This window comes from Vibrio sp. 1CM8B (genome assembly GCF_023161685.1).
In the GTDB taxonomy this organism is placed as follows: domain Bacteria; phylum Pseudomonadota; class Gammaproteobacteria; order Enterobacterales; family Vibrionaceae; genus Vibrio; species Vibrio coralliirubri.
The window spans coordinates 384,839-404,704 of sequence record NZ_JALNTU010000002.1 but is presented as its reverse complement, the minus strand read 5'-3'; the positions used below and the strand labels follow the sequence as shown (position 1 = coordinate 404,704).

At 44.9% G+C, this 19,866-nt stretch carries 16 protein-coding genes; 11 read left to right on the top strand and 5 right to left on the bottom strand.

The window, feature by feature from the left end; all coding sequences use genetic code 11:
• Positions 1-30: 30 nt before the first annotated feature.
• Positions 31-2,532 (bottom strand): hypothetical protein, encoded by a 2,502-nt coding sequence (locus tag MSG36_RS05575; protein ID WP_248366647.1) that lies wholly within the window; start codon positions 2,530-2,532, stop codon positions 31-33.
• Between the two features lie 245 nt (positions 2,533-2,777).
• On the opposite strand from MSG36_RS05575, the gene MSG36_RS05570 reads away from it, so the two are divergent.
• The 7 genes from MSG36_RS05570 (at position 2,778) to deoD (ending at position 10,007) form a co-directional block, all read left to right on the top strand.
• On the top strand, positions 2,778-2,933 hold the full coding sequence (locus tag MSG36_RS05570) for a DUF5363 family protein (RefSeq protein WP_248366644.1): 156 nt from the start codon (positions 2,778-2,780) through the stop codon (positions 2,931-2,933).
• Positions 2,914-3,726: a TatD family hydrolase gene (locus MSG36_RS05565; protein ID WP_248366642.1), complete on the top strand. Its 813-nt coding sequence runs from the start codon at positions 2,914-2,916 to the stop codon at positions 3,724-3,726. The genes MSG36_RS05570 and MSG36_RS05565 overlap by 20 nt, the downstream gene beginning before the upstream one ends.
• Before the next feature lie 204 nt (positions 3,727-3,930).
• A complete protein-coding gene (locus MSG36_RS05560) occupies positions 3,931-5,193 on the top strand; it encodes a NupC/NupG family nucleoside CNT transporter (RefSeq protein ID WP_017058833.1) in 1,263 nt (420 codons plus the stop codon).
• A gap of 516 nt (positions 5,194-5,709) precedes the next feature.
• On the top strand, positions 5,710-6,486 hold the full coding sequence (gene deoC / locus MSG36_RS05555) for a deoxyribose-phosphate aldolase (RefSeq protein ID WP_010436196.1): 777 nt from the start codon (positions 5,710-5,712) through the stop codon (positions 6,484-6,486).
• Positions 6,487-6,596: 110 nt separating this feature from the next.
• Positions 6,597-7,925 (top strand): thymidine phosphorylase, encoded by a 1,329-nt coding sequence (gene deoA, locus MSG36_RS05550; protein ID WP_048615578.1) that lies wholly within the window; start codon positions 6,597-6,599, stop codon positions 7,923-7,925.
• A 76-nt stretch (positions 7,926-8,001) separates the two neighbouring features.
• Entirely contained in the window at positions 8,002-9,222 is a 1,221-nt protein-coding gene (locus tag MSG36_RS05545; protein WP_017068223.1) for a phosphopentomutase, read from the top strand.
• A 65-nt stretch (positions 9,223-9,287) separates the two neighbouring features.
• The gene (gene deoD, locus MSG36_RS05540) at positions 9,288-10,007 is read left to right on the top strand and encodes a purine-nucleoside phosphorylase (protein WP_017063285.1); all 720 of its coding nucleotides are present in this window, start codon (positions 9,288-9,290) and stop codon (positions 10,005-10,007) included.
• A gap of 129 nt (positions 10,008-10,136) precedes the next feature.
• Here the strand turns inward: deoD and MSG36_RS05535 are convergent, their stop codons facing one another.
• A complete protein-coding gene (locus MSG36_RS05535) occupies positions 10,137-10,748 on the bottom strand; it encodes a YtjB family periplasmic protein (protein WP_076655999.1) in 612 nt (203 codons plus the stop codon).
• Positions 10,749-10,857: 109 nt separating this feature from the next.
• Between MSG36_RS05535 and serB the strand changes: the two genes are divergently transcribed.
• Complete coding sequence (serB, locus tag MSG36_RS05530; protein WP_017058828.1) at positions 10,858-11,838, top strand: phosphoserine phosphatase; 981 nt, start codon at positions 10,858-10,860, stop codon at positions 11,836-11,838.
• Between the two features lie 122 nt (positions 11,839-11,960).
• Here the strand turns inward: serB and MSG36_RS05525 are convergent, their stop codons facing one another.
• The gene (locus MSG36_RS05525; protein WP_248366640.1) at positions 11,961-14,306 is read right to left on the bottom strand and encodes a PilZ domain-containing protein; all 2,346 of its coding nucleotides are present in this window, start codon (positions 14,304-14,306) and stop codon (positions 11,961-11,963) included.
• 161 nt (positions 14,307-14,467) lie between these two features.
• Between MSG36_RS05525 and radA the strand changes: the two genes are divergently transcribed.
• Together radA and fusA are read left to right on the top strand one after the other, a co-directional pair.
• Positions 14,468-15,847, top strand: coding sequence for a DNA repair protein RadA (radA, locus tag MSG36_RS05520; protein WP_017058826.1), 1,380 nt, complete (start codon positions 14,468-14,470; stop codon positions 15,845-15,847).
• Between the two features lie 235 nt (positions 15,848-16,082).
• On the top strand, positions 16,083-18,170 hold the full coding sequence (fusA, locus tag MSG36_RS05515; protein WP_048612295.1) for an elongation factor G: 2,088 nt from the start codon (positions 16,083-16,085) through the stop codon (positions 18,168-18,170).
• A gap of 169 nt (positions 18,171-18,339) precedes the next feature.
• Here fusA and MSG36_RS05510 read toward each other — a convergent pair whose 3' ends face one another.
• Positions 18,340-18,552 carry a VF530 family protein gene (locus MSG36_RS05510; protein WP_012604684.1) on the bottom strand — a complete coding sequence of 71 codons (213 nt, stop codon included), beginning with the start codon at positions 18,550-18,552 and terminating at the stop codon, positions 18,340-18,342.
• A gap of 45 nt (positions 18,553-18,597) precedes the next feature.
• Positions 18,598-19,548, bottom strand: a complete 951-nt coding sequence (locus MSG36_RS05505) for a LysR substrate-binding domain-containing protein (RefSeq protein ID WP_248366638.1) — start codon at positions 19,546-19,548, stop codon at positions 18,598-18,600.
• Between the two features lie 103 nt (positions 19,549-19,651).
• On the opposite strand from MSG36_RS05505, the gene MSG36_RS05500 reads away from it, so the two are divergent.
• Complete coding sequence (locus MSG36_RS05500) at positions 19,652-19,858, top strand: DUF1127 domain-containing protein (RefSeq protein ID WP_248366636.1); 207 nt, start codon at positions 19,652-19,654, stop codon at positions 19,856-19,858.
• Positions 19,859-19,866: the final 8 nt, after the last annotated feature.

The following is a 19,866-nucleotide window of genomic DNA, read 5'->3' as shown; positions in this document are numbered from 1 at the left end:
TCGGGTGAGTGAGTTAAATCAGGCTAACTATTAGCTGCGTAAACGCTGTTGAATTGCTGACTTCGCTTTCTGTAACTTCGCTGGGTCGATAGATTGTACTCTGTCTTTTAAGTTGTTTTTAACCGCTGGAGGGAGTGTTACATCACCTCGGTCATTTATAACAATACCGTTCCCAAAAGTGACTGTTCCATTTACTTCATCTATGTAGCCTTCACCCACAATATTTCCGTGGCGATCTTTGATGTGAACGACACCACGGTCATCAGCTTCAGCTATATAGTCAGTCGTTTGAGATTTGCCATTTACCGTGATAACAATGTTGTCTCCTTCTAACCCTGCAGAAATAGTTGGCTTCGCAGGGGGATCGATTTGTGGCATATCAGCAGGTTTTAGGTGCCCATCGATGAAGTCTTTAGCTGCAGCAATTTTAGATCCGTCGAAGTGCTTCCAATCACCACCATTAACGCTGATATGAACACCCCCGTCATGTTTACGCTGGTCGTTAACTTCAACTGTTTTTACACCGTCTTCAGTCACTTTCTCAAAGCGGTAGAAGTCTTGAACACCCGCGCCAATGTCGACACGAGTCCAACCCTCACCGATAATGCCGTTACCGTATTCAGGGTCAGACAGTTGAGGCATATCAGCAGGCTTTAAGTGTTCATCGATGAAGTCTTTAGCAGCGGCAACTTTAGAGCCATCAAAGTGTTTCCAGTCACCACCATTAACGCTAATATGAACACCACCATCGTGTTTACGCTGGTCGTTAACTTCAACTGTTTTTACACCGTCTTCAGTCACTTTCTCAAAGCGGTAGAAGTCTTGAACACCCGCGCCAATGTCGACGCGAGTCCAACCCTCACCGACAATGCCGTTACCGTATTCTGGGTCAGACAGTTGAGGCATATCAGCAGGCTTTAAGTGTTCATCGATGAAGTCTTTAGCAGCGGCAACTTTAGAGCCATCAAAGTGTTTCCAGTCACCACCATTAACGCTGATATGAACACCACCATCGTGTTTACGCTGGTCGTTAACTTCAACTGTTTTTACACCGTCTTCAGTCACTTTCTCTAAGCGGTAGAAATCTTGAACACCCGCGCCAATGTCGACACGAGTCCAACCTTGGCCAACAATACCGTTACCATATTCTGGATCTGATAGCTGAGGCATATCAGCAGGCTTTAAGTGCTCTTCGATGAAGTCTTTGGCTGCAGCAATCTTAGAGCCGTCGAAGTGTTTCCAATCACCACCATTAACGCTGACATGAACACCACCGTCATGTTTACGCTGATCGTTTACTTCAACAGTCTTAACCCCATCTTCCGTCACTTTTTCAAAGCGGTAGAAGTCTTGAACGCCAGCGCCAATGTCGACGCGAGTCCAACCTTGGCCAACAATACCGTTACCATATTCTGGATCTGATAGCTGAGGCATATCAGCAGGCTTTAAGTGCTCTTCGATGAAGTCTTTGGCTGCAGCAATCTTAGAGCCGTCGAAGTGTTTCCAATCACCACCATTAACGCTGACATGAACACCACCGTCATGTTTACGCTGATCGTTTACTTCAACAGTCTTAACCCCATCTTCCGTCACTTTTTCAAAGCGGTAGAAGTCTTGAACGCCAGCGCCAATGTCGACGCGAGTCCAACCTTGGCCAACAATACCGTTACCATATTCTGGATCTGATAGCTGAGGCATATCAGCAGGCTTTAAGTGCTCTTCGATGAAGTCTTTGGCTGCAGCAATCTTAGAGCCGTCGAAGTGTTTCCAATCACCACCATTAACGCTGATATGAACACCGCCGTCATGTTTACGCTGATCGTTTACTTCAACAGTCTTAACCCCATCTTCCGTCACTTTTTCAAAGCGGTAGAAGTCTTGAACGCCAGCGCCAATGTCGACGCGAGTCCAACCTTGATCAATAATATCGTTACCAAAGTCAGGCGTATCGCCCCAGTCTGGAATGTCTAAGTCCGGACGGCTAACTTGATCTACTCGGTAAAGCTCGTCTCCATTGATTCCTACTATAAGTTTGCGATCGTTCACGACAATGGTTGCTGTACCATCGTTGTTAAGTGTCACATTGCTTGAATCAACATAAACCTCTTGCCCAGCAAGAGTCACAATATATCCACTGTCATTATCCGCGACTTTCCATGTACCAACACTGTCCATTGAAGTAGTGACTGGAAGTTCTGGGGTTGTATTACCGTTGTCAGATGAACTGGAAGATGAAGAGCTACTTAACAGCCCTGCAACCAACGCAGCCGAAGCCGCACCAACAGCAGCCCAAGTGCCGTTAGATTGTTTTTCGTAAGTGACGTCATCGATTGTGGCTGTCGTGCCCGGAGTTGCATTCGCGTATTGTTCGTTTAACTTATACTGAACAGAAGCATCAACCGCTTTCATTTGTCCATCAATGAGCTGAAGGGTTTGCTGATTTGCTAGCTCTACGTCTACTTGAGGAGCAGTAGCAAAAGCTGGTGCAACTAACACGCTAGAAATTGAAATGGCTAAGAGTGATGCTTTCATAATGTAGGATCTCGTCGTTTAATTAGGCGTCTTGCTATCGGTGCCTCCTTGGCAAGTGCGGCTATTATTTGTTCTGATGAGATTTTCAACAATATAGCCAGCTAGTGTTAATGTATAAATTGGATTTATGCTTTTATGATATTTTGGCTAATCATTAGGCTTTTAAATGATTTGTATGTGTAGTTTGAGTTCTCTACTTTATGTGTTGGCTTTTCATAAGTATTGATAGAAGGCGCGAGGTAAATATGTTCGGTTGGATAAAAGCTTGGGTTAAAAGATACGATAAGTGGTGTGAAGAGCTTGGCTTAACGCCTGAGAACAAGCGCAGTTGTGTTGCTTATCGTCGTGATCCTCAAGGGAAACAAACGGAGAGCAGGGAAGATGACACAGCAAATAAGTGACTTTCCGCTGTTTGATACTCATTGCCATGCGGATTTTGAAGCGTTTGAGCAAGGTTTTGCACCTACTCGAAGTATTGAAGGTTACGTTAAAGAAGCGAAACAAGCCCAAGTTGAGAAGCTGCTGATTCCTTCTATTGGTAAAAGTAACTGGAAAAAACTCGACAAAATCGCTCAATCTCACCCCAATGTTTACTATGCATTAGGCTTCCATCCTTACTTTTTAGAGCAGGCCAATGACGAACAATTTTCGGAACTTCGCCAATTACTCTCTTCAAAAAACAGCCAATGTGTTGCGATAGGTGAGTGCGGACTCGACTTTTTTGTGGGCGTTGAACGAGAGAAACAAGAGCGCTTTTTCATCCAACAAATGGAACTTGCCAAGGCGTTTGAGCTGCCTTTAATCATCCATGAGAGGAAGTCTTACAACCGACTTATTGAGTTGTTAAAGCAACACAAGTTTACTTTTGGAGGGGTGATTCACGGTTTTTCAGGGAGTGAACAGCAAGCTTTAGCGTGGATCAAGCTCGGTTTCTATATTGGCGTCGGTGGAACGATAACTTACCCAAGAGCGCAAAAAACACGCACAACCATCGCAAAATTGCCCCTTGAATGTCTGGTATTGGAAACGGATGCTCCGGACATGCCCATGTATGGAAACCAAGGAAATGTTAATCATTCCAAATATTTAGTTACGATCTTAAATGAACTTTTTTTGCTTAGAAAAGAGCCAAAGCAATCGATTGCAGCGCAAATTTGGCAAAATAGCCATCGCGCATTCGGTATATGTGAATAAAATCGAAGGTTTTTGTTTATCGTTTGCGTAAATTGCACTGAGCTTGTGATATGGGTCACATTTGTGTGTGAATGGTACATGAATCTTCTACGAAAGTGTGAGGACGGCATTACTTTATTAGTGGTCGCATGAGTATAATTGCCTCCGCTTTATAGCCCCATTTTGTAACACGCCAATAAATAACTAATAAGGAAGTCATAAACTATGAGCCTGTTTATGAGCCTAGTCGGAATGGTTGCACTGATCGCAATCGCAGTACTACTATCTGACAACCGCAAAGCTATTAATCTAAGAACAGTGGGTGGCGCTTTCGCTATCCAATTCGCACTTGGTGCATTCGTACTTTACATCCCTTGGGGTCGTGATCTACTTGCAGGTTTCTCTGCTGGTGTAGCAAACGTGATCGACTACGGTAAAGACGGTACTGGTTTCCTATTCGGCAGCCTAGTTAACTTCTCAGTTGACGGTATCGGTTTCATCTTTGCTTTCCAAGTACTACCAACTCTGATTTTCTTCTCTGCACTTATCTCTGTACTTTACTACATTGGTGTTATGCAAATTGTAATCAAAGTTCTTGGTGGTGGTCTTCAGAAAGCTCTAGGTACTTCTCGCGCCGAGTCTATGTCTGCAGCAGCAAACATCTTCGTAGGTCAAACTGAAGCACCTCTAGTTGTTCGTCCATTTGTTCCTAAAATGACTAACTCTGAACTATTCGCAGTAATGTGTGGTGGTTTGGCTTCTGTAGCTGGTGGTGTACTAGCAGGTTACGCATCTATGGGTGTACCTCTAGAGTACCTAGTTGCAGCGTCATTCATGGCAGCACCTGGTGGTCTACTATTCGCTAAAATCATCAAGCCTGAAACAGATACGCCAGACGACAACATCGCTGACGAAATGGACGGTGGCGATGACAAACCAGCTAACGTTATCGACGCAGCAGCAGGTGGCGCATCAGTTGGTCTACAACTAGCACTTAACGTTGGTGCAATGCTACTAGCATTCATCGGTCTAATTGCTCTAATCAACGGTATCCTAGGTGGCATCGGTGGTTGGTTCGGTATGGAAAACCTAACTCTAGAACTTCTTCTAGGTTGGATCTTCGCACCGCTAGCATTCATCATTGGTGTTCCATGGGAAGAAGCAACTATTGCTGGTTCTTTCATTGGTCAGAAGACAGTTGTTAACGAATTCGTTGCATACCTAAACTTCGTACCATACGTTGGTGAAAACGCTCAAGTTGTTGCAGCAACTGGTCAAGTGATGTCTGAGAAGACTCAAGCTATCATCGCATTCGCACTATGTGGTTTCGCAAACCTTTCTTCAATTGCGATTCTTCTAGGTGGTCTAGGTGGTATTGCACCAAGCCGTCGCCACGACATCGCACGTATGGGTGTTAAAGCGGTAATTGCTGGTACTCTATCTAACCTGATGGCAGCAACAATTGCTGGCTTCTTCCTGTCTTTCTAATTAGTTAGAAATCGATATATAGACGCCATAATAATATCGCCCCGTAGCAAGAAATTGCTGCGGGGCTTTTTTGTTTTTAGGCCTAGTGTTTCTTTGGCATAAGCATCAGCTTGAAGTCGATTAATGGGTCTAGAATTTTTTTTGAGATACAAACCGTTTGCGTTCTAAGGAGCACTACAATTTATTGATGGATACCTATAATGTATAAGCTAAAGGGATAGGATGTCTCTGTTGGCAAGAAAGTAACCTCGAAATCAACTCGAACGTTATTCTTCTGGGATTAAGCCAAAATTAGCGATACGCTATAGATGTTAGACACAACATGACTGATTTGTTGTGCCATAGACCAAACTGGTACTGTGCGGTGACAAGGATTGCAATTGGTAGCGAAAGTTATCAAGTCTTCAGGGAACCAAGTCCGTTCATTTGTGGCTACTGAGCATTACTAAAATATCCATCTATACTGGATGGAGGGCGAAGTAGTTAACTATTTGAATATATTGATCGGAGATAGAAATGAGCGATTTAAAAGCAGCAGCTCTACGTGCACTTAAACTTATGGACCTAACTACGCTAAATGACGACGACACGACTGAAAAAGTAGTGGCGCTTTGTCATGACGCGAAGACTGCAGTAGGCAACACCGCTGCAATCTGTATTTACCCTCGCTTTATCCCAGCAGCTAAGAAAGCGTTGCGTGAGCAAGGTACTCCAGAAGTACGCATTGCGACTGTAACTAACTTCCCTCATGGTAATGACGACATCGAAATTGCTGTTGCAGAAACAAAAGCAGCGGTAGCGTACGGCGCAGACGAAGTTGACGTAGTATTCCCATACCGTGCTCTTATTGCTGGCAACGAAGAAGTTGGCTTTGAGCTAGTTAAACAGTGTAAAGCAGCTTGTGGTGACATCACGCTTAAAGTGATCATTGAAACAGGTGAACTGAAAGAAGAAGCACTGATCAAGAAAGCTTCTCAAATCTGTATCGAAGCAGGTGCTGACTTCATCAAAACTTCAACAGGTAAAGTGCCAGTAAACGCGACTCCAGAGTACGCGCGCATGATGCTTGAAGTTATTCGTGACATGGGCGTTGCTAAAACAGTTGGTTTCAAGCCAGCTGGTGGCGTACGTACTGCTGAAGATGCAGCTCTATACCTAGCAATGGCTGATGAGCTACTAGGCGCTGAGTGGGCAGACAACATGCACTACCGTTTTGGTGCTTCAAGCCTACTAACTAACCTTCTTAATACATTAGAAGTGACAGACCAGACTGCTGATCCAGCAGCATACTAATATCCCAATCGGGTGTAACAAGATTTAGTCTGTTTGATGGAGTGGCGTTAAGTCACTCCACATTACCTCTTTCCCTACAAACCATACTCACTAGAGTTTGGGAGGAACTAATGTATCTACCTCAAGAAATTATTCGCAGAAAACGTGATGGCGAAGTCCTAACAGCTGAAGAAATTAACTTCTTCATTCAAGGTGTCGCTAAAAACACGGTTTCTGAAGGTCAAATTGCAGCATTTGCAATGGCTATCTTTTTTAATGAAATGACGATGCCAGAACGTATCGCACTAACGTGTGCAATGCGTGATTCAGGCATGGTGATTGACTGGAGCCACATGAACTTTGATGGCCCAATCGTTGATAAACACTCTACTGGTGGTGTTGGTGACGTTACTTCTCTAATGCTTGGCCCTATGGTGGCAGCATGTGGCGGTTTCGTTCCAATGATCTCTGGTCGTGGTTTAGGCCACACTGGCGGTACGCTAGACAAGCTAGAATCTATTCCAGGTTACAACATTACACCAACCAATGATGTGTTCGGTGAAGTAACGAAAGATGCTGGCGTGGCTATCATCGGTCAAACAGGCGATCTAGCTCCTGCTGACAAGCGTGTTTACGCGACTCGCGATATCACAGCAACAGTCGATAACATCTCGCTAATCACTGCTTCAATCCTATCTAAGAAACTGGCCGCTGGCCTTGATTCTCTAGTGATGGATGTAAAAGTAGGTTCAGGCGCATTCATGCCGACTTACGAAGCATCTGAGGAGCTAGCGAAATCTATCGTTGCAGTAGCAAACGGTGCAGGCACTAAGACAACAGCAATCCTAACGGACATGAACCAAGTTCTGGCTTCTTCAGCGGGTAACGCAGTAGAAGTTCGTGAAGCGGTTCAGTTCCTAACGGGTGAATATCGTAATCCTCGCTTGTTAGAGATCACTCTAGCATCGTGTGCTGAAATGTTGGTGCTGGGTAACCTAGCTAAAGATTCAGACGAAGCGCGCGAAAAACTGATGGCAGTACTGGATAACGGTAAAGCAGCAGAGTGCTTCGGTAAGATGGTAGCGGGCCTTGGTGGTCCAGCTGATTTCGTAACGAACTACGATAACTACCTAGAAAAAGCAGACATTATTAAGCCAGTGTACGCGCTAGAAAGCGGTGTGGTATCAGCAATGGATACTCGTGCAATTGGTATGGCTGTGGTTGGTATGGGCGGCGGTCGTCGTGTAGCAACTGACAGCATTGATTACGCCGTCGGTTTTGATCACTTCATTCGCCTAGGTGAAGTAGCAAGTGAAGATAAGCCATTAGCAATGATTCATGCTCGCAACGAACAACAGTGGCAAGAAGCTGCAACTGCATTACAAAATGCAATCACTGTGGGCGGAGAATATACAGCAACGCCAGACGTTTACCGTCAGATTCGTTCTGAAGACGTGTAAATAACAGATATCGGTATGCCTCGCGTATACCGATAAACAGAGTTCTGGTGCAAAGAGCAATAAGTTGGTGAAGAAAATGAAAAGAGCATTTATTTTAGTTTTAGATTCATTCGGTATCGGTGAAACAGCGGATGCGGACAAATTTGGTGATGTAGGTTCTGACACTATGGGCCACATCGCAGATCATTGTGACCAAGGTCTTGCAGACAATGCAGATCGTAAAGGTTCACTGACACTGCCAAACCTGTCTAAGCTAGGTCTAGCGATGGCTCACAAAGAGTCTACAGGTCGTTTTGCTCCTGGTATGGATGCAGACGCTGAGATCATTGGCGCTTACGGTCACGCTGCTGAGCTGTCTTCTGGTAAAGACACGCCATCAGGTCACTGGGAAATCGCAGGTGTTCCGGTACTGTTTGACTGGGGCTACTTCACCGACAAAGAGAACAGCTTTCCAAAAGAACTGACTGACCGCATCCTTGAGCGTGCGGGCCTGTCTGGTTTCTTAGGTAACTGCCACTCATCTGGTACGGAAATCCTAGATAACCTAGGTGAAGAGCACATGAAGACTGGCTTGCCTATCTTCTATACTTCTGCAGATTCTGTTTTCCAGATCGCTTGTCACGAAGAGACATTCGGCCTGCAAAACCTATTAGACCTTTGTCAGATTGCTCGTGAAGAGCTAGAAGACTACAACATTGGTCGCGTTATCGCTCGTCCGTTCATTGGCCCGGGCAAAGGTCAATTCGAACGTACTGGTAACCGTCGTGACCTTTCTGTTGAGCCACCTGCAGCTACCATTCTTCAGAAGTTGGTTGATGAGAAGGGCGGTAACGTTCACTCAATCGGTAAGATCTCTGATATCTACGCGGGTTGTGGCATCACTCAGAAAACCAAAGCAACAGGTATCCCTGCGCTATTTGAAGCAACCAAAGAAGCGATCAATGAAGCGGGCGACAACACTATCGTGTTCACTAACTTCGTTGATTTCGACTCAGCTTACGGTCACCGCCGCGATGTTGCTGGTTACGCAGCGGCACTTGAGTACTTCGATGGTCGCATCAATGAAATCATCGATATGATGAAAGAAGACGATGTGCTTATCCTAACCGCTGACCACGGCTGTGATCCGACATGGCCAGGTACAGACCATACTCGTGAGCACATCCCTGTGATTGTTTACGGTCAGAAGGTTCCAGCCGGTTCTTTAGGCCGTCGCGATACGTTCGCTGATATCGGTCAAAGCTTAGCGTCTTACTTTGGTACATCGCCAATGGGACACGGTACAAGCTTTCTATAATAGTTAACGAAGAGAGAGGGAAACCTCTCTCTTCTTTTTTTGTTTTGAGATTAAGGATATTTTCAATGGCTACTCCACATATTAATGCTGAAATGGGTGATTTCGCTGACGTAGTTTTAATGCCAGGCGACCCGCTACGTGCTAAATACATCGCTGAAACCTTCTTAGAAGAAGTGGTTCAAGTGTGCGACGTTCGCAACATGTTTGGTTACACCGGTACTTACAAAGGTCGTAAGGTTTCGGTAATGGGCCACGGTATGGGCATTCCATCTTGTTCTATTTACGCGACTGAGCTGATCAAAGACTTTGGTGTGAAGAAGATCATTCGTGTGGGTAGTTGTGGTGCAGTGAGCGAAGATATCAAAGTGCGTGATGTGGTGATCGGCATGGGCGCATGTACTGACTCTAAAGTGAACCGTATTCGCTTTAAAGATCATGACTTTGCGGCTATTGCGGATTACAAAATGGTGCGCGCGGCAGAAGATGCAGCCAAAGCTCTCGGTGTCGGCGTAAAAGTCGGTAACCTGTTCTCGGCTGAGTTGTTCTACACGCCAGATCCAGAGATGTTCGAAGTAATGGACAAATACGGCATTGTTGGCGTAGAGATGGAAGCAGCTGGCATCTATGGTGTATGTGCTGAATACGGCGCAAAAGCTCTAACGATCTGTACTGTTTCTGACCACATCAAGACTGGTGAGCAAACGACATCAGATGAACGTCAAACTACTTTCAACGACATGATGGTTATCGCACTGGACTCTGTGTTGCTTGGCGACCAAGAATAATCTTGATTTGTCTTAGCTTGATAAGTTAACAGATAACAAAAAGCCCCGTTGCTGCCTGAGCGTCGGGGCTTTTTATTGGATTGCGATATTTATTCTCAATCTAGTGTCTTTATTGTCAGCCTAGTGTGATTATGAGCTTACATTCTTCAACAGTAAGTTCTCACCAGACTTAGTCGGTCTTCTGCGAATCAGCATGATGAACAACACGCCACTCACAAACCCCATCAACACCATACCGATCATGTAGCGATCACTTTTTCGGTAGTGGTGATCAGAAATCGCCGTCATCTTCCCGGTTTCAAAAGTCACTCGAATAAAGCCGATGATCGTCTTCTCTGGTGAATAAATAGGTTCAACTAATTGTTGTCTGCCGATACTTGCTGTTGAAAGTGGCGTATCTAAGCCAAGAACCTCACGTACCGAGAGGGCTTTTTCACTCGAAGCCAGTCGAATACCCTCTGCATCATAGATGGTGGTATCGAACACCAGTCGGTCTTGAGATAGCTGGTTAGTCAGATCAAGCAATCGCTCTTGGTCTTGTTGCGTGATCATCTTGCTGGCTGAAAGTGATGCCTGAGAGATAAGCAGCTTGGTAAGAGTTTCCAACTGTTTTGCTTGGATCTTCTCGTTACCTTTACTGATCACGACCGTATTTTTAATCGTTACAACGAACATGGTAGCCAACAAAATGAGGGCTAGCATTCGTAAAGCGTTACGTATTGAGAACAATGATTCATTCATGTTTCACGAAGCCTGAAATAAACAAATGTTATGATTAAGACATATTGAGACTTGCGTTTTCAAATTGCAATAGGTTAACGTTTAGCATAGTTAATTAGGAATCATACACATGGACGCTCAGAAATATCTGCCGATAAAAAGGCATACGACATTATTAACTCGACTCCCCGAGACTCGTTTCGCTTCTCAACTCGCTAAATCCAAAGCCAATTGGATTGTGTTTGGTGAGTACTTATCTCCACAATCTTTCGATGACATCGACTTTTTTACTGGCACTTACAACACCATCCTCGATACGTGGAAGGTTGGGCATTATGAAGTGGCTTTGATGTCAGGCAATCTAACACCAGCACACGAAGAAATCCTCCAAGCGCTAAAGCTTGATTATGCTTGCCTTAGCGAGGTCCCAGACTTATCTAAGCCAGGTTTGATCGTGATGGATATGGATTCTACAGCGATTCAAATTGAATGCATTGATGAGATTGCTAAGCTAGCTGGAGTGGGAGAGTTAGTCTCTGAAATCACAGAACGAGCGATGCAAGGCGAGCTCGACTTTGAACAGAGCCTGCGCCAACGAGTAGGAGCACTGAAAGGTGCGGATGAGTCGATATTAGAGCAAGTGCGTCAGTCTTTGCCATTCATGCCAGACTTGGTCGGGCTGGTGAATACTCTGAATAAGCTTGGCTGGAAAACAGCGATTGCATCAGGCGGTTTTACTTACTTCTCTGACTATTTGAAAGATACCCTTGATCTTGACCATGCTCAGTCGAACACGCTTGAGATCGTTAATGGTAAGTTGACGGGTGAAGTCTTAGGTGATGTTGTTTCGGCGCAGACCAAAGCGGATATCTTGGTAGAGTTGGCTGAAGAGTACGAATTGGAACTGCACAATACTGTTGCCGTTGGTGATGGTGCCAATGACTTGGTGATGATGGGCTCTGCAGGTTTAGGCATTGCCTACCACGCAAAACCAAAAGTAGAGCAGCAAGCTCAAACCGCTGTGCGTTACGCAGGTTTAGGCGGGGTGCTGTGCATCTTGTCGGGTGTATTAGCTAAGCAGCAGAAGATCAGCTGGCAAGCAAAACCTTAGGAGTTCTACCTAAGTGCTATTAGCTATGTATCTTATTTAGCAATAGTGGCTCAGACACAAAAAAAGCAGGCTATCAGCCTGCTTTTTCTATTTTCATGCTTAAGTTAAGGCGCCACTCGAAGCTAGCGTGTTAGCTCTAATCGAATCAGCACTTCATCGGTAATGTCTTCTATCTCGCCATAACCGATAAACGCCGTCACCTCATTCTCTAGCTTCTTAGCTTGATGCATACTGATGCGTGAAAGCTCTTCTAAATCCGACTGGAATAAACTCGTTAGCGGATTAAAGATAGGTGCCGTGGTTACTCGCAATACATACACATCACCTAAGTGCTGCGCTTTCTTAATGAATAAGATGCGTTCCTTTGCTGAGGCGAAGTCTTTGACTAACTTGGTGTGTACCGATTGGATCTTGTCACCAAACTTCACTGCGGCAATGTACACGTCATGATGCTTCGGTTCTGCACCTTCAATTCTTTTCAGTGGTTCAGCCAACAGCGAGTTGGTGTGACCCTTAAAGATTGGCTCCAGTGAGAATTTTTGGTTGTGACCAAGTTTAGCGAGTAACGCTAGATGCTTATTCAGTGGGAAATTCACACCAATGATCTTACAGCGCAGCGTTGAACTTGGCTTATCAATGAATATTGGGTTACTGACCATCTTGCTCAACAAAATGTTGTGCAGTGATTCGAGCAGCGAATGCGTTGGCAGTATCTCTTGCTTCTTAATCAGCTTACTTTGGTTTTGATCGATAAGCCCATTAAGGAAAGCGATAGTACGCATTGTCTTGGCGTTCTCGGCAATAACCAACTGCACGTTGCGGCCATTCGGACTCACTCGAATTACGTGGTAAGGCACGGTGCTCAGTGGCAGGTTCTTGTCATAGAGCTGCAGTTCATTGAAGTTCACTAATACCGGATCATTAATCTTGAGTACCATTGGGTGCTCAAGGCTAATGCTTAGTCCACGTTTCGAGATATCTAAGGTGTGCCCGTTCGCCGCTGCGCCATCTTGTGATGTAAGTTGCAACGGTGACTTAAATTGGTATCTCGGCTCTTTACGACGAGTCTGAGAGTCAAAGTAGATGCTTTGAATATTACCGACGACAGTACGCGGGTGACGGAAGCGGTTCAATTCACTGCTTGGAATGCGTGGCTTTTCACTCAGAAGATAATCAGCCGCACTTTCGTGATCGCCAATCTCTTGCAAGATTCCGCAATGCGTCAGTTGAGCTGAGCTTTGAGCTAGCGTATCCGAGTGTTTAGCTAATGCTTGTCGTTCTGTGTCTGACAGTTCGAAAACCGAGAACTTGAACGCCTTCCAACTTTTACGCTTACCACCGATATGCCAGAACAGTTGTCTTTGTTCACGAGAGGCTTCAGGTAGCATCATTGAATAGAACAAGGTCTTGTTTTGGTGTTCATGGGTAAAAGAGTAGATAACGTTACTGGTTCCCTTCACTCCTGGTTTCGCCAGCAGGTTCATACGTTGCTCGTTGAACAGGGTGCCCAGCGCTTGTTGATTACGCTCGTCGTGCCAGTATTGCCATAAAGGATGGTTATTATCCGTCAGTAGGGCAAGCTTGAGTTCGCTGCCGCTGAAAAACAGGGGAAGGTTACAAGTGTGCTTTAGATAGGTGTGTTCGATTCCTCGAGTACGAGTTCGAATGACCCTATCTTGATTCTCATGGCTGGTTTTCTTGCTGGTGCTATTTAAAGACTCATCGAGTAAGCGAGCCACAATATTGTTGTCGCTTACCTTGATGGTTCTTAGAAATTTGACCGCGTTGTTCTCATAAGATTCGTCGATACCCAAAACACGAAATTCAACCGCTTGGTTAACATCGTTTTCTTGGGACTTTTCGATAAGCTCTGAGAACTTAACGCTGATGATCTCGCCGAGGTTGTATCTAAAGGCACTCGGTACCTTGAACTTTGCACCCGACGGGGAGATATCAACCGTTACACCATGTAGGCTTTGACCTTTCGATGTGGTGATCTCGACCTGCGAGCTAATCTTGAGTCTGTTCTCTTGGCGCTTTAAATCGTAACCTAGGTTAATAGCTTCTGCTTCATACGGGCTATTGGCGCTAGTAATGTCGTGGTTACCTTGAGAAGATGTTTTAACAATGCTCAGTGGCTGAGCTCGCGGAGTCATTACCAACTCCCATGCGCCTTCTGTGTAACCCTTAAACTTTTTCGTACCACGTTGATACGCGTTTAACGCGATGTCATCGAGCCAGTGCTTACGGCCGTCTAACGTGAACTGACGACATTCATTATCAATGCGCCCACGTAAATCAATGCTCTTTGTACACGGAGCCATGATACGATTCAGTTCCATTTTAACCAGCAGTTTTAGAGACGGAGATTCGCCTTCTGTCATTTGAGAAAGAAGGAATTCGAAATCTTCGGCGTGGTAGGCCGGGATAAGACGTTCTGCTACAGATAGAATTTCAGATTGCTGCATACTTTTCTTGTTAGAATGGACGGTGCATTTATGTTATCGACTAGTTTAAATCGATCTTTAAGTATAAGTGGTATGACTGCAACGTTTATTTTCACCCGTACGGTCAAATAAGTCACAAATTGACAACATCATTGTGTAACTGAGTAAATTATTGAGGTTTTATGGCTAAGGCAAAACGAGCTTATGTGTGTAATGACTGTGGTGCTGACTTTCCACGTTGGCAGGGGCAGTGCAACGCATGTGGTGCTTGGAACACGATTACAGAAGTTAGGTTAGCCGCTTCACCTCAAGTAGCGCGCAATGAAAGATTATCTGGTTATGCAGGTGCAGTAACAGAATCGAGCGTTCAGACATTATCTGAAATTAATCTACAAGAAGTACCACGCTTTAGTAGTGGCTTCAAAGAACTCGACCGCGTACTCGGTGGTGGTGTTGTCCCTGGTGCTGCGATCCTGATTGGTGGTAACCCAGGCGCGGGTAAATCAACACTATTATTGCAGACCATGTGTCAGCTCTCTTCTCAACTGCCGACTCTTTATGTAACAGGTGAAGAATCCTTACAGCAGGTTGCAATGCGCGCCTCTCGACTTGGATTACCAAAAGAGCACCTAAAGATGCTCTCTGAAACCAACGTAGATAAGATCTGTCAGGTTGCTGAAAAAGAACAGCCAAAGATCATGGTTATCGACTCCATCCAAGTTATGCACGTTGCTGATGTTCAGTCTTCACCGGGCAGTGTTGCTCAGGTTCGTGAATCGGCAACCGCATTAACGCGCTACGCAAAACAGAATAACGTTGCTGTGTTCTTAGTTGGACACGTAACTAAAGACGGCACCTTAGCCGGGCCAAAAGTGCTTGAACACATTATTGACTGTTCTGTTCTATTGGATGGCGGAACCGATAGCCGCTTTAGAACACTGCGCAGCCACAAAAACCGTTTTGGTGCAGTCAATGAGCTTGGCGTGTTTGCCATGACAGGCCAAGGACTAAAAGAAGTCAGTAACCCATCGGCGATCTTCTTGTCTCGTGGTGAAGAAGAAACCTCGGGCAGTTCGGTGATGGTTGTGTGGGAAGGCACTCGTCCATTGCTTGTTGAAATCCAAGCGCTGGTGGATTATTCCCAGCTGGCTAACCCGCGTCGTGTCGCTGTCGGCCTAGAGCAAAACAGGCTTTCGTTGTTATTAGCGGTGCTGCATAAACACGGCGGCTTACAAATGGCTGACCAAGATGTGTTTGTGAATGTCGTCGGTGGTGTTAAAGTAACCGAAACCAGTGCTGATCTTGCGTTGGTGATGGCTCTACTTTCAAGTTTCAGAGATCGCGCATTGCCAAAAGATGTGGTGGTATTTGGAGAAGTAGGCCTAGCGGGTGAGATTCGACCGGTACCAAGTGGGCAAGAGCGTCTTAATGAGGCATTTAAACACGGCTTCAAGAAAGCGATTGTACCGGCGGCTAACATGCCTAAAGGTGGTATTCCTGGAATGCAGATCCATGGCGTAAAAAAATTATCAGAAGCAATTAATGCTTTTGATGAGTTGTAATTGAGCTCACTTCAGCTACTCTATACAGCAGAAATTCAGTCTAACTTAAAACGCCAATTGCGCTTTAGATTAGCACTAAACTAAACAATCATTTAGATTGTTTCTACAGATTGCCTTTTTCTATATGTTAGAAAAAGGCAAAGTTTTTTAGTCCCAAATGCATGCAAAGCTATCAGTCTTCACAGATTGTGATATACTCTGCGCGCATTTTATATCCTATTAACAGAGTAAGACAATGGCAGATTTATCGAAATACAGAAACATTGGTATTTTCGCGCACGTTGATGCGGGTAAAACAACTACCACTGAGCGTATCCTTAAGCTAACTGGTCAAATCCACAAGACTGGTGAAGTACATGATGGCGAATCAACTACTGACTTCATGGAACAGGAAGCTGAGCGCGGTATTACTATCCAATCAGCAGCTGTAAGCTGTTTCTGGAACGGTCACCGTCTAAACGTTATCGATACTCCTGGACACGTTGACTTCACAGTTGAAGTATACCGTTCTCTTAAAGTACTTGATGGCGGTATCGGTGTATTCTGTGGTTCTGGTGGTGTTGAACCTCAATCAGAAACTAACTGGCGCTACGCTAACGAATCAGAAGTATCTCGTCTGATCTTCGTTAACAAACTAGACCGTATGGGTGCAGATTTCTACAACGTTGTTGACCAAGTTAAAAACGTTCTAGGTGCTACTCCTCTAGTTATGGTTCTACCAATCGGCCGCGAAGATGAATTCGTGGGTGTTGTAGACCTTCTAAGCCGTAAAGCATACGTTTGGGATGACACTGGTCTTCCTGAAAACTACGAAATTCTAGATGTTCCTGCGGACATGGTAGATGACGTTGAGCAATACCGTGAAGAGCTAATCGAAACTGCTGTAGAGCAAGACGATGACCTAATGGAAGCTTACATGGAAGGTGAAGAGCCTTCTATCGAAGACATCAAGCGTTGTATCCGTAAAGGTACTCGTGACCTAGCGTTCTTCCCAACTTTCTGTGGTTCTGCATTCAAGAACAAGGGCGTACAAATCGTTCTTGACGCTGTTGTAGATTACCTACCTTCTCCAACTGAAGTTGATCCTCAACCTCTAATGGACGAGAACGGCGAAGAAACTGGCGAACACGCTATCGTTTCTACAGATGAAACTTTCAAAGCGCTTGCATTCAAAATCATGGATGACCGTTTTGGTGCTCTAACTTTCGTTCGTATTTACTCTGGTAAACTGAACAAAGGTGACACGATTCTTAACTCATTCACTGGCAAAACAGAACGTGTTGGCCGTATGGTTGAGATGCAAGCTGATGACCGTAACGAACTAACTAGCGCACAAGCTGGTGACATCATTGCGATCGTTGGTATGAAGAACGTGCAAACCGGTCACACTCTATGTGATCCTAAGCACCAAGTAACGCTTGAGCCAATGGTATTCCCAACTCCAGTAATCTCAATCGCTGTATCTCCAAAAGATAAAGGCGGTTCTGAGAAAATGGGTATCGCGATCGGTAAAATGGTTGCAGAAGATCCATCTTTCCAAGTTGAGACTGACGAAGAGACTGGCGAAACTATCCTGAAAGGTATGGGTGAACTTCACCTAGACATCAAGGTAGATATCCTTAAGCGTACATACGGCGTTGACCTAACTGTAGGTGCTCCTCAAGTTGCTTACCGTGAAACTATCACTCAAGCAATTGAAGATAGCTACACGCACAAGAAGCAATCTGGTGGTTCTGGTCAATTCGGTAAGATCGATTACCGTATTAAACCAGGCGAAGCAGGTTCTGGCTTCAAGTTCAACTCTGTAGTTGTGGGCGGTAACGTTCCTAAAGAATTCTGGCCTGCAGTTGAGAAAGGCTTCGCATCTATGATGGAAAACGGCGTACTAGCTGGCTTCCCAACTCTAGACGTTGAAGTTGAACTTTTCGATGGTGGTTTCCACGCAGTCGATTCATCTGCAATCGCATTTGAAATCGCAGCGAAAGGCGCATTCCGTCAATCTATGCCTAAAGCTGGCGCGCAACTTCTTGAGCCTATCATGAACGTTGACGTGTTCACTCCAGACGATCACGTTGGTGATGTTATCGGTGACCTTAACCGTCGTCGTGGTATGATCAAAGATCAACAAGCTGGCGTAACTGGTGTTCGTATTAAAGCTGACGTACCTCTTTCTGAGATGTTCGGCTACATCGGTCACCTACGTACTATCACTTCTGGTCGTGGCCAATTCTCTATGGAATTCGCACAATACGCACCATGTCCAACTAACGTTGCTGACGAAGTGATTGCAAAAGTTAAAGCAGAAAAAGAAGCTGGTAAGTAATTAGCCCTTTTCTCAAGTAACTAAAAAAGCCCTGCAAGTGAAAGCTTGCGGGGCTTTTTATTGCTTGTAACATACTGCGAGAGATGCGAGATGTGATATGGTCCCTAAAAAGTAGACACAGGGGTTGTCCCGTATTTAATCAACACGGGACTGATAAAGCAGGGAGAGACTAACGCTTTAAGTCGATGTAAATCTGCTCTACCTTGGTGCGAGCCCAATCTGTTTTACGCAAAAATTTTAAGCTCGATTTAATGCTCGGGTCTTTTTTAAAGCAGTTGATGTTTACCATGTAACTCAACTCTTCCCAACCGTAATGTTCAACCAATTCAGTCAGTAGCTTCTGTAGAGTGATACCGTGAAGTGGATTATTGTCTTGTGTCATGAGATGTTCTCGCCATTTATTTGAGCTAAGTATACCAGTTTCGCTTTATGAATTATCCGACCATTTTAGTTCGTAATCGGTGTGGATAATCGACAGCTCTTCTCTGCCTGTATCACCAAATAATTTAACTTGAGCCTGCATCCATTCTTCGAATCGTTTTATCTTTTCTCGATGGAAGTAACCTGGAGGTGCACATAAAAAATAATTGTATTTAGGCTTCAGTGCTATGTTTCCGATTCGGACGAGTTTCTTTTCCTGCAAGTAGCGATACACCAAGCTGTGCTTAACCAAGGCTACGCCTTGAACGGATAGCGCACCTTCTAACACAAAATGAGAGCCATCAAATTGCAATGATGTGCGGCCAGCTTTTACCCCTGCGACTTGTAACCAGAGATTCCAATCCATATCAGGCCAACGGTCTTCAATCAGTTCCGCTTTATGCAGATCGTCGATGTCATAGATACCGTGTTTGTCTTGATAGATAGGGTGGCAAACCGGGTAAATGACCTCGTCCATCAACCAGCGTGATTCGATGTTTGGGTAGTTTCCATGACCGTATCGAACGCAGATATCGACATTAGAATCTTCAAATGTGACTAGCTTGTTGGTCGGCTCAATTAGCATGGATAGATCAGGGTGGCGATCGCGAAAGTCGCCAATTCTCGGTACGAGCCAATGCTGAGCAAAGGAAGGCACGGTAGAGATCGACAGCTGAGTCGGGTTAGGATCTTGGTTGATGCGTCTCACCCCATCTTGAATATGGGCAAAGCCTTTCTTCGCTTGCAGGTACAGTACTTCGCCTTCATGGGTTAATACTATTTTTCGGTGCTGACGAATAAACAAGTCTGCACCTAACCACTCTTCAAGTTGGCGAATTTGCTGGCTGACAGCCGCAGCCGTGACAAATAGTTTCTGTGCGGCGAGTTTAAAACTGCCTGTTTCAGCCGCCGTGTAAAAGTAATAGATCCCTTGGAATGGTGGAGTTCGTTCTCTCACATTAGTTTTCCTTAACTGAATGCCAGTATCTATCGTTTGTCGATGTTGCTCTGTTGGTCGATTATTGACCATAACAAAGCAAAAGATCAACAGGAGAAAGGCTATGAATACGATCACAGCAACAGGAAATACCAACCATTCATTTTTATCATCATTATCAATTAAGAAATTCTATTCTAAAATATGCCTGTATTTTCAAAATCGTAGAACCAGAAAGCAGCTGTCTGAGCTACCCGATTATTTGCTGAGAGATGTCGGGATTACGTCGGAACAAGTCGAGAAAGAACTGAAGAAGTCATTTTGGGAGTGATTCAAGGC